At 63.3% G+C, this 9,335-nt stretch carries 17 protein-coding genes; 5 read left to right on the forward strand and 12 right to left on the reverse strand.

Annotation, left to right across the window (positions count from 1 at the left end; translation table 11 throughout):
* Window positions 1-23 precede the first annotated feature (23 nt).
* The 12 genes from ACGFXC_RS24175 to ACGFXC_RS24230 all read right to left on the reverse strand — a co-directional run bounded on the left by ACGFXC_RS24175 (window position 24) and on the right by ACGFXC_RS24230 (window position 3,642).
* The gene (locus ACGFXC_RS24175; RefSeq protein ID WP_393715993.1) at window positions 24-245 is read right to left on the reverse strand and encodes a hypothetical protein; all 222 of its coding nucleotides are present in this window, start codon (window positions 243-245) and stop codon (window positions 24-26) included.
* Window positions 232-498 (reverse strand): hypothetical protein, encoded by a 267-nt coding sequence (locus ACGFXC_RS24180; RefSeq protein WP_393715995.1) that lies wholly within the window; start codon window positions 496-498, stop codon window positions 232-234. Before ACGFXC_RS24180 ends, ACGFXC_RS24175 begins: the two co-directional genes overlap by 14 nt.
* Window positions 495-620: a hypothetical protein gene (locus ACGFXC_RS24185; protein ID WP_393715997.1), complete on the reverse strand. Its 126-nt coding sequence runs from the start codon at window positions 618-620 to the stop codon at window positions 495-497. Before ACGFXC_RS24185 ends, ACGFXC_RS24180 begins: the two co-directional genes overlap by 4 nt.
* Before the next feature lie 128 nt (window positions 621-748).
* Window positions 749-943 carry a hypothetical protein gene (locus ACGFXC_RS24190; RefSeq protein ID WP_393715999.1) on the reverse strand — a complete coding sequence of 65 codons (195 nt, stop codon included), beginning with the start codon at window positions 941-943 and terminating at the stop codon, window positions 749-751.
* Window positions 940-1,101 (reverse strand): hypothetical protein, encoded by a 162-nt coding sequence (locus ACGFXC_RS24195; protein WP_393716001.1) that lies wholly within the window; start codon window positions 1,099-1,101, stop codon window positions 940-942. The genes ACGFXC_RS24190 and ACGFXC_RS24195 overlap by 4 nt, the downstream gene beginning before the upstream one ends.
* Before the next feature lie 94 nt (window positions 1,102-1,195).
* Window positions 1,196-1,657: a hypothetical protein gene (locus ACGFXC_RS24200; protein WP_393716003.1), complete on the reverse strand. Its 462-nt coding sequence runs from the start codon at window positions 1,655-1,657 to the stop codon at window positions 1,196-1,198.
* An 81-nt stretch (window positions 1,658-1,738) separates the two neighbouring features.
* Window positions 1,739-2,047: a hypothetical protein gene (locus tag ACGFXC_RS24205; protein ID WP_393716005.1), complete on the reverse strand. Its 309-nt coding sequence runs from the start codon at window positions 2,045-2,047 to the stop codon at window positions 1,739-1,741.
* A complete protein-coding gene (locus tag ACGFXC_RS24210; RefSeq protein ID WP_393716007.1) occupies window positions 2,037-2,420 on the reverse strand; it encodes a hypothetical protein in 384 nt (127 codons plus the stop codon). The genes ACGFXC_RS24205 and ACGFXC_RS24210 overlap by 11 nt, the downstream gene beginning before the upstream one ends.
* The gene (locus ACGFXC_RS24215; protein ID WP_393716009.1) at window positions 2,417-2,623 is read right to left on the reverse strand and encodes a hypothetical protein; all 207 of its coding nucleotides are present in this window, start codon (window positions 2,621-2,623) and stop codon (window positions 2,417-2,419) included. The genes ACGFXC_RS24210 and ACGFXC_RS24215 overlap by 4 nt, the downstream gene beginning before the upstream one ends.
* On the reverse strand, window positions 2,616-2,813 hold the full coding sequence (locus ACGFXC_RS24220) for a hypothetical protein (RefSeq protein ID WP_393716011.1): 198 nt from the start codon (window positions 2,811-2,813) through the stop codon (window positions 2,616-2,618). The genes ACGFXC_RS24215 and ACGFXC_RS24220 overlap by 8 nt, the downstream gene beginning before the upstream one ends.
* A gap of 160 nt (window positions 2,814-2,973) precedes the next feature.
* On the reverse strand, window positions 2,974-3,258 hold the full coding sequence (locus tag ACGFXC_RS24225) for a hypothetical protein (RefSeq protein ID WP_393716013.1): 285 nt from the start codon (window positions 3,256-3,258) through the stop codon (window positions 2,974-2,976).
* A 30-nt stretch (window positions 3,259-3,288) separates the two neighbouring features.
* Window positions 3,289-3,642 carry a hypothetical protein gene (locus ACGFXC_RS24230; protein WP_393716015.1) on the reverse strand — a complete coding sequence of 118 codons (354 nt, stop codon included), beginning with the start codon at window positions 3,640-3,642 and terminating at the stop codon, window positions 3,289-3,291.
* Between the two features lie 2,352 nt (window positions 3,643-5,994).
* On the opposite strand from ACGFXC_RS24230, the gene ACGFXC_RS24235 reads away from it, so the two are divergent.
* From ACGFXC_RS24235 to ACGFXC_RS24255, 5 genes are all read left to right on the forward strand, one after another.
* Window positions 5,995-6,180, forward strand: a complete 186-nt coding sequence (locus ACGFXC_RS24235; protein ID WP_393716017.1) for an HNH endonuclease — start codon at window positions 5,995-5,997, stop codon at window positions 6,178-6,180.
* Between the two features lie 235 nt (window positions 6,181-6,415).
* Complete coding sequence (locus ACGFXC_RS24240) at window positions 6,416-6,673, forward strand: hypothetical protein (protein WP_393716019.1); 258 nt, start codon at window positions 6,416-6,418, stop codon at window positions 6,671-6,673.
* Between the two features lie 70 nt (window positions 6,674-6,743).
* Window positions 6,744-7,379, forward strand: a complete 636-nt coding sequence (locus ACGFXC_RS24245) for a hypothetical protein (RefSeq protein WP_393716021.1) — start codon at window positions 6,744-6,746, stop codon at window positions 7,377-7,379.
* Between the two features lie 8 nt (window positions 7,380-7,387).
* Window positions 7,388-7,654 (forward strand): hypothetical protein, encoded by a 267-nt coding sequence (locus tag ACGFXC_RS24250; RefSeq protein WP_393716023.1) that lies wholly within the window; start codon window positions 7,388-7,390, stop codon window positions 7,652-7,654.
* A gap of 42 nt (window positions 7,655-7,696) precedes the next feature.
* Window positions 7,697-9,325 carry a terminase TerL endonuclease subunit gene (locus ACGFXC_RS24255; protein ID WP_125813734.1) on the forward strand — a complete coding sequence of 543 codons (1,629 nt, stop codon included), beginning with the start codon at window positions 7,697-7,699 and terminating at the stop codon, window positions 9,323-9,325.
* The last annotated feature ends 10 nt before the right edge of the window (window positions 9,326-9,335 follow it).

A 9,335-nucleotide genomic window follows, 5' to 3' on the forward strand; every position in this document is an offset into this window, starting at 1 on the left:
TTCGAACTCTGTGATGCGCTCCGTCACCAGTCCCACCAGCCACGGACCTCTTGCGGGGTGTCGTCGTAGTGGCACCGGATCACGTCGTCCAGCTCCGCACCGTTCTTGTCCTCGCGGAGGAGATGGATCATTGAGACGACCGCCAGGCCCAACAGGTCCCTATCCCTGTCACCCAAGTCCAGCTCGTCCAGGACGATGTCCGCACCCGAGTTGACCAGCTCCTCGACCCGTTCAAGCGTGAGCACGTACAGCCTCCCTGGCCCTCTCAACTGCGGCCACCAAACGGCCCGCTTCCTCATCCGTCAGATCCATGCCGAACTCGGCCTCGATGCTCGGCCCCGAGTACGTGCCGTCCACGTACCACTTCACGTGAACGTGCGCGCCGGCCTGCTCGACGGAGAGCGTGCTCCTCAGCCCGCTGCGGTCTACGTGCACCCAGAACTCGCGGAAGGTTCCGGCGTCCACGTCCTGGCCCTCCTCGATCACAACCTCGGTCACGCCATCGTCCTCTCGTTCGTCTCGATGCCGAGCTCCCTCAGCACCTGGTCGTACATCCCGTTGTCCTCGACCCATGTCCAGTCCTCCTCCGGCACTCCCGGCCGGGCCGTCCAACACAACATGTGGTTGCTCGTCGCGGTGCGGCGGTCGGAGCACAGACGCTTTGCGTCGCTCCTCTCGACCTGCCACAGGACCCTCGTTCGCGGCGGCGTCGTCCTACGGCTCGCGATGAACACGTAAACCGGATCGTTCACGCGCCCTCGACCCCAACACGCGTGGCGCGGACCTTCGTCGGGTTGGCGTCACCACCGTTCTGGCAGTGCCAGACCCATATCTGAAGGGCGATCGTGCGCTCCTTCAGGATCGGGTGTGCGTCCATCTGGTAGAGGTATTCCTGCCCGTCCTCATCTGGGACGACGACCTCCCAGACATGCCTATCGCTCATGCTTCCTTGACTGCTTTCACGAAGATCCCGTGGCTGTCACGCAGGTACAGCCAGTTGTCCTTGATTCCGAGGTAGGTCACCTCGTAGTCCTCGAAGGGGTGGAACACCTCTCCGGCCTTGATGACTTGTCCGTCGTAGGAGATCGGCTCTCCTGTCACGCGTTCTGTCCCTCCCTCTCGCCCCCGTAGGCCAGGCCCTCGGCCTGTTCGCCGTCCTGGTGGCGCGAGACCTTTCCTGTATGTGGATGCCAAGTCAGACGGATACGAAGACGTGCCCGTTTCCGCTGATGGTGTAGTTGCACTCCCAGGTCGCCAGATCGACCTCCGGCTCCTTCAGGTCGTTCTCGCGGCAGAACCTCCGTACGTCCTTCCACGTGAGCCAGACACACCGACCTGCTTCAGCCAAGAGCGGCATGAACCCGCTCTCTTCGGTCGTCTGCTGGGCGTACTCCTCCAGGGATTCCCACTTGCCGTGATAGGCGTCCGTGAACTGCCTCCCGGCCTCCTCAACATCCCACGAGCAGATGGCCAGGTAATCCATGAACGCCTCGGTATCCGCCTCGTGGATGTCGTTCTCCTCCATCACCCGGTATGAGTTCAACACCCCCCACAGCGGCCAGTCGGTGTCCACCACCGGAATCCACTCCGCCGCGAAGTCCTTCACGTCATCGGCGTCGAACCCGTACTCCTCGGCGAAGGATGCGATCGTCTTCATGGCTCCCACCGCACTACTCCTCTGATCGTTGACGGCCCCGCGGTGGGCACACTCCACCCCCGGCCGGCGGGACCTTAATCCCTACTTGTTGGCATACTCCGCGATGCGTTCGAGAAGTGATGCCGCGTTCTCTTCGAACTCGCCGGTCCTCCGGTCCCACGAGTCGCCCTCCAGGCCCTCGCGAGCCCACTCACGAGACACGTACCAGCCCTTAGCCTGGTGCAGCAGGTGAGCCAGTTCGTTCGGCAGCTCACACACGTGGTTCTCGTTCTCGCAGTGCCCGCAGTACACATCGTCGGCAGGCCCCGCGTCGTAGTCGCACGGATAGGCCGCGAGGTCCATCCCACAGCCGGAGCACTCGACCATGCCCGTCCACTCGTTAAGCCGCATGAGCCAGCTCCCGGTCCTCGCGCTGCTCGGCCTCCCACTGCTCGATGCAGACGTGACGCCCTTCGTATTCGCACTGGAAGCAGTCATACGCCCGGCACATGAACCGGATCGACTCCCGTTCCCCAAACTCCTTGGCCGCGCTGCTGAAAAGGCGGCACAGCGCATTCGCCGCGTTCGCCACTGTCGCCCGGTCAGTGCCGCTGTGGGCTGACCAGTACTCCCAGCGCATGGTGTCGGCCACCAGGTCGTACGAGGTCTGCGGGGGCTCAATCCAGGCTTTCAGGTTGGTCCGAGATTCCTCGTAGCCCTGCCTCCACTCCGGAGTGCCAGGCTCGGCCTTGACCTCCCACAGGTTCATGATTTTGATCCTCATGCCGCAACGAGTTCCTTCGCCTTGCTCTTGATTCTTACGCTGTTAGTGACCTCGAACCCAGTCGAGTCGTCGAAGTACGCGGCGAGCTGTTCAGCGCCGCACAACTCCTCAGTGGCGAGCTCTTCTGCCTCCTCGCGGTCGTCGGCCTCCACCTGGACCTCGTAGGTCACCGTCTCGGTCAGCCACACCCGGTACTCAGCCACGGAACCAGTCCTTGCCGCCCGAGCCGACCAGGAGAGAGCCCACCGCGTGCTCCAGGTCGTCGTCCCCGCTCGCACCGCACTCCGAGCAGTGCACTCCGTAGTCCGCCTCGGAGAATCCGAAGATCGAGAGGACCGGCTTGCCGTCCACACCGCGCTCCAGGTTCAGCCATCCCTTGGCGTCTGCCTCCATTACCCCGTCGCACTCGGGTTGCGAGCACAGGAACACAGAGTTGACGCACTCAACTTCACTGGCGTAAGGCATGGTTCATCCCTTGTCGTTTGGTTGTGTTGGGATTGGACTGGCAGTCCATGACCGGACACCCGGAGTGCGGGTGTCCGATCAAAGATCGTCAGATCTCCAGGTAGTTGGCGAAGGTCCACATCGGGAACGTGATGACGACTGGCTTGCCCAGCTCGATGAAGGACTTCGCCGAGCCGTCATCCCATGACTGCCGCATGGTCGTGTGGTTGGCGAACCCGCTACAGTCCGCGAAGGTCGCAGCCGAGTGCACGTCGGGGAACTCGGCGTCCACGTAGATGTCGTCCTCCCAACCGTGGAACTTGGCCGAGTGCAGATCGAGCACGGTCTTGAGCTTGTCCACCAGCTCCGCCGACACGTTCTCCTGTGTGATCACAGAGTCCTCCTATTGTGTGGATGTAAAGTCTCAGGCCAGCGGAATCTCGGAGCCCGTGCCTGCGTCGTAAATGGCCAACTCGTTGCGCTCTCGGCCCAGGCGGATCGCCTCGCCCCGATCCTCGACGATCTCCACCAGGTCCAGGTAGAGCACATCCCCGGAGACCCAAGTCCCGTACCAGGTACGTTCGCTGGCAGCCACCGTCAGTAGGTGCTCGGCCACGTAGGCAGCGATCACGCCTGACGAGCCATCCCAGCCGAAGACCTGTCGGCCGTATTCAGGCTTCGCCACCACGTAACCCGAAGTCGGGTTGCTCTTGCCGCGAGCCCACGTGAAGCCACCCCGCGTCACGGTCTCTATCGCGATGTGCTCAAGCGTCAGCATGTCGGTTCACTCCAGTCTACTGTGTGGATGTAAAGTCATGAGGCTGCAAGAAGGGGCAGCCCAATCCCTGACGCTTCAGCCCCCGATGGACCACGAGCCGTCCTCATAGAAGGCGATCGGGTACTCAGCACCCCCATAGTTCAACCCCATCGAGTTGACCTCACGAAGCATGGCCGAGCACACATCGTGACCATCTCCACAGGATCGCCAGACCGCGTAGCCGATCTTGTCGAAGGCTCCAACCAGGGACTCGTTCACGACCTCTACGACTATCGCGTTGACGTCACCCTGACCATCGGCCTGCGCCGCTTCTGCGGACCCGGACAGCCCCAGCGCTAGCGCTGCGACACTGACCCCCGCGACGATCCTCCGCCTCACGCTCATGAAACGCCCCCGAGTGTGTGGATGTCAAGTGAGGATGCCACCGAGAGCGCGAAGGCCGCACGCAGGGCCTGCGTATCGTTCCTTACCAGGCCGTAGTTGACCTGGTTCCGCAGTCGGCGGAGCGCGAGTGCCGATTCCGTCGGCTGAGGAACCACAGGCTTGGTCAACTTCACGAGAGATACACCTCGGGCCGGCATGCGAGTCTCCTGGTAGTAGTCGTCGACGGGAACCGGGGTTCCGTTACCCCATCCCGCACCTGAGCCCTTGCAGCTCCGGCAGAGATGGACAGGCTTTCCGTTGCCCCAAGCCCCGACGTATCGGGCTTGCTTGAGGATCGGGTTTCCCTCCATGTCGTTCCACATGGAGCAGATTTCACAGTTCACGAGATGTTCCGTCGCCGCGTTGTTTCAACATCACGTTACTAGATGATGTTGTGTGGATGTCAAGTCGCTTAGCGACTTTGAACGCCGACAATTCCCGAGTGGATTTGCCAGCGAACAGAGTTGCTAAGCGGCACTTACTAGTGCGCTACACCGGTTGACAGGGCTTTCCGGGAACCCACGGGCGTGGTCGGTCCGATACCGCCACCGCCTCCGGATCGTGAGCCGGGGTCAGTGGTGGGCGGTCGCTTCTGACGCGTTTCCGTCCTTGTATGCGCACTAGTCATGCGCCGTGTCTGCGTTGGCCACTCGGCCGCTTCCTGCGGCTGTCGTCGTGTCCTGCTGACACCGAGAACATTACGCACGGCGGTGTGTGGATGACAAGTCGCCAGAGGTCCAGACATAGGGGTGGGGGGTACCTGTGTCGAGCAGGCGCGTCTACAAACCCGCAGGTCAGACACCATGCACCACCTAAGTTGTTACCTGGATCACACATGTGGATGACAAGCGTGTTGCTGCGCTGGGCACGCCGTACCGGCGTCCGCTGCCGAGTACGGCATCACGTGTAGTGCGGTGGGCGCCGCGTGCGCGCGTGCACGTGCGCACGGCTCCTCTCTGTCGACGGGCCGCACGTGCGCAGCGCGTAGGGCGTGGCGCTCAGGCGAACGAGGGGGCGCGATCGGTGGGGGTACTGACGGACCACATCGACACGCCTACACACAGGGACACACACGAGCGCAGCACATATGCACACGCAGGCGCACGGTCATGGGTGGCACGCACGGATATGCGATGCATTGCATTGCGATTCTTTTCGTCGATTGAATGTTGATCAATCAATTTCAAGTCGAAAAGTTCAAAACGAAAACATTTCATCATTGCAACAATTAAGGGCAGAAAAATTCAAAGAGAAAAGAAGAGAGGGATGGGAGGGGGGTGCCTCGGGTGACCTAAACCCCCTGACCGATGCGTCATAGCGCCTCCCAACCTGTACGGGTCCGGAAGTGCAGAGAGTGACCCGATCTCACTCTGTGCTCGCAAGCCGCGCGCCCCCTGCTCCCCCGCCAGCGCCCTCCATCCCGCCTCCACCTGATCACCGCAGGTCACGCTCAAGAAGTGCCGGCAGTGGCGCCGCCGAATCGACAGGTCACGTTCCTTGCGAACGCATGGCTATACATGTGAGCTGGCCCACTCTTTGGTTAACCGTGCCGCGGACCTGGTTCGCGCGGCACCTCTATCTAAGTGAGGGAGTGAGCGAAGCGAACGACCGAACGCTCAGGCAGTTCTCAGCAGGCCGCCCAAAAGGCGGCTCTAGGTCTTGCAATTAGATCTCTGGCAGCCCCCTAAAGGGCTGCCTCTATTTTCTACGGGGGCCTTCGAAGGCCCCTCTCCAAACTACCTACATATCTAACTAACCTCCGGAGGTGCGATGCCGTGGACTCCGCCCACCTCCGGGTGGTCCTCGTCCACCAGCTCGGCCTACCGCGGCAACTGGTCACGCCTTCGGCCGGCGGCCTGGCGGCGTGACTCCGGCCTGTGCCAGCACACCCGATACGACACCGGCCTTCCTTGCCTCGCGGAGGGTTCGGTGGTCGACCACATCACCCCGGTGTCCCAGGGCGGCTCCAACCGCCTGGACAACCTCCAGGTGCTCTGCTTCTTCCACCACAACCGGAAGACCGCGCTGGAGGCCGCGGAGGGTCGCAAAAGGGCCCGCCTGAGCCACAGCCTGGGCCCTGGTCGTGGGCGCCGACCCGGCGCGTTGGATAAGTGACCGGTACCACATTCCGAGAATGCCGCGAAAACTCGTTTGCGGCCCCTCTTTATAAGTGAGAGGAGATTGAAACTCCGCTCTTGAGCGAGGTCCGGATTGGATTCGTCAGATACTCGCTCGCTCCTCCGCCCCTCCGGGCGTGACGCTGCGGTTGAGCCCCCTGGTTGTAGCTCCGCTCCCAGGGGGTTCCCGTCGATCCCCAACGACACGAAAGAGAGCCACGAGAGCGTGAGCAATGAGTAGGAGCAAGGCCAAGCCCCTACGGGCTTTCGAAGACAAGGCCGACCGCCGGCTACGGGCGGAGACCCGCCAGCAGCGCCAGGCGTACGAGCTCGTTGACGAGTACGACGATGTGTTCGCGAGCGGCGACGCTCTCGGCGCTGACGAGTTCTGGGACGACGACTACTGCGAGCAGTGCCACGACTTCCACTGCACCGTGACCACGTGGTCTGGTGAGCGGTTCACGGTCGAACCCTGCGACGAGGAGGACTGACGTGGCCCGGCAGGGGTTCAACGGCCCGGCCCCAAAGCGGGCCGAGGAGAGGCGCCGGCGGAACGCGGCCGTGGACCTGACGGTCACGCCGAAGACGTACGAGAACATCGCGGCCCGGGAGGACAACTTCGACCCGAGTTGGCATCCCGCAGCCCAACTCCTCTACCGCGGATTTTCCGACTCCCCCGTGAGCCTGTACTTCGAGCCTTCGGACTGGGCGACGCTCCGCATCGTCATCGAGTCGGCCAGCGCCTCACTGCTCCGGTACGAGGACCGGGTGAGCCTCGACATGGTGGGCTCCGTCATCAAGGGCCTGGAGGAATTCCTCGCGACCGAGGCCACCAGGCGCCGGCTCCGCATCGAGACGGAGCCCCAGCCGTGCGCCGGCTGGCACGAGCCGGAGGAGTACTGGCACCCCCTCGCGACGGCTTGGTACGAGAGCCTTCAGCGTTCCGGCCAGGCCGTGTTCTACCAGGCCAGCGATGTTGCGTTCGCCTACTTCATGGCGGAGGTCATCACCCGCTACCTGGGCGCCGGCCTGAAGATGTCCGGCCGCCTGCTGGACGTGATCCTCAAGGGCTGCACGCTGCTCCTGGCCACGGAGGCCAGCCGCCGGATCGCCCGGATGGAACTCACGAAGATCGAATCTCGGAACATCGACGCGGAGATCACCGCGTTGATGGAGGAGTACGCCGCAGCTGTCTAGGAGGGCACATGGTCTGGGACGGAACCTTCGACTGGCGTCAGGACACCTCGGTGTTCGCCCGCAAGTGGGAGCTGTACATCAAGCCGCAGAACGAGATCCGTGTCGCGACGGCCGTCGTGCTCGACTACGGGACCCAGGTGGTTCTTCGTAACGAGAACTTCGGACCGGTGTACGAGGAGGCCGTCATCCCCGTGAAGAACCAGGGCAGCCTGGACAAGAACATCGAGGCCGCCAAGAAGCTAGCCGAGACGCTGGTACGCACCCTCTACCTGTAGAGGGGTTCGCTCCCTACGGTCGGCACTACCCAAGGGAGGAACGTGGACGCCGTCCTCACGATCAAGGACGACTACGTTCCCCAGTGCGGTCCTTGCAAGACGTTCGGGAACCGGGCGTGCGAACACCGCACGCTCGGCTGGGGAATCCTCCGATGGGCTCGGGAGAACTTCCGGGAGGACTGGAAGTACACCCCGTCCCAGGTACGGACGATCCTCCGCTGGTACGAGATCGACGAGCACGGCAAGTTCGTGTACACGCAAGGCGCGTTGCAGTTGGCGAAGGGCACCGGCAAGGGGCCCTACTTCGCGACGCTGGCCGCCGTCGAGTTCCTGGGGCCCGCGAAGTTCTCACACTTCGACGACAAGGGCCGGGCGGTCGGCAAGCACGCCGACGAGCCGTGGGTGCAGCTGTTCGCCGTCAACATCGACCAGACGAAGAACGTGATGTTGACCTTGCACTCGTTGTTCCACCCCGACGCCATCGCGAAGTACGCGATCGACCCGGGCCAGGAGCGCTACCACGCCCGGCACCCCGACGGGACGTTCGCCATCCTGGAAGCGAAGACCGCCTCGTACCGCTCCGCCGAAGGCGGCCGGCCATCGGCTCTTTTTTTCGACGAGACGTGGCACTGGAACGAGTCCAACGGGGGCCACAACGTCTTCGGCACGGCGACCGCCAACGCCGCCAAGGTAGGCGGCCGGATCTTGATGGCGACCAACGCCTACATCGTCGGAGAGGACAGCGTCGCGGAGCGCGTCCACGTCGCGTGGCAGCGACAGCAGGACGGCAAGCAGCGCCGGACCGGCCTCTACTACGAGGCCCGGACAGCCAACCCTGACTTCGACATCGAGAACGAGGACGAGCTCCGGGCCGCCATCGCCGCGGCCTACGGCGATGCCTACTGGGCGGACATCGACGCGATCATCGACCAGTGCTACTCCGGCGTGATCACGTACGAGGAGATCCTTCGGAAGTACTGCAACCTCGTGACCGCGAGCGAAGACTCGCTCATCGATCCGGTGGCCTGGGGCCGCTGTGAGATCGAGAGCGAGCTACGCCGGGGCGACCGAATCGCCTTGGGTCTCGATGGTGGCGAAGCCGACGACTCGACAGCCTTGGTGGCCATCCGCGTGCGGGACTCCTTCATCCAGCCCATCGCCATCTGGGAGAAGCCCGACGGACCGGAAGCCCAGGTCTGGAAGGTGGACAAGGAAGAGGTCTCCGGGATGGTCGATTGGTGCTTCCAGAACTACAAGGTGCAGGCGTTCTTCAGCGACGTCGCCTTCTGGGAGACCTGGGTCAACCAGTGGTCCGAGCAGTACGGCCCGCGCCTCGCCATCCGATCCACCGCCAAGAGCGCGGTCGCCTACGACATGCGCGGCAACCAACGCGAGATCACCGACGCGAACATGGCGTTCGTCGGCGCGGTCGAGCAGGGCCTCGTGAAGCACAGCGGCCACTTCGGCCTGAAGCGTCACGTCGAGAACGCGAAGAAGCGGCACAACAAGTTCGGCATCGGCTTCGGCAAGGCCAGCCGGGACTCCCAGTACAAAGTCGACGCCTACGCGGCGACCCTCGCCGCTTACATCGCCAGGCGCCGCCTGGTCGAGTCCGGCAAGAACACAGCCCCTAAGCCTGTACCGCAGTACCAGGTGATTGGAGGTTTTTGATCACCTGGAG

Origin of the sequence: Streptomyces sp. NPDC048507 (assembly GCF_043199995.1) — a bacterium.
GTDB lineage: Bacteria > Actinomycetota > Actinomycetes > Streptomycetales > Streptomycetaceae > Streptomyces.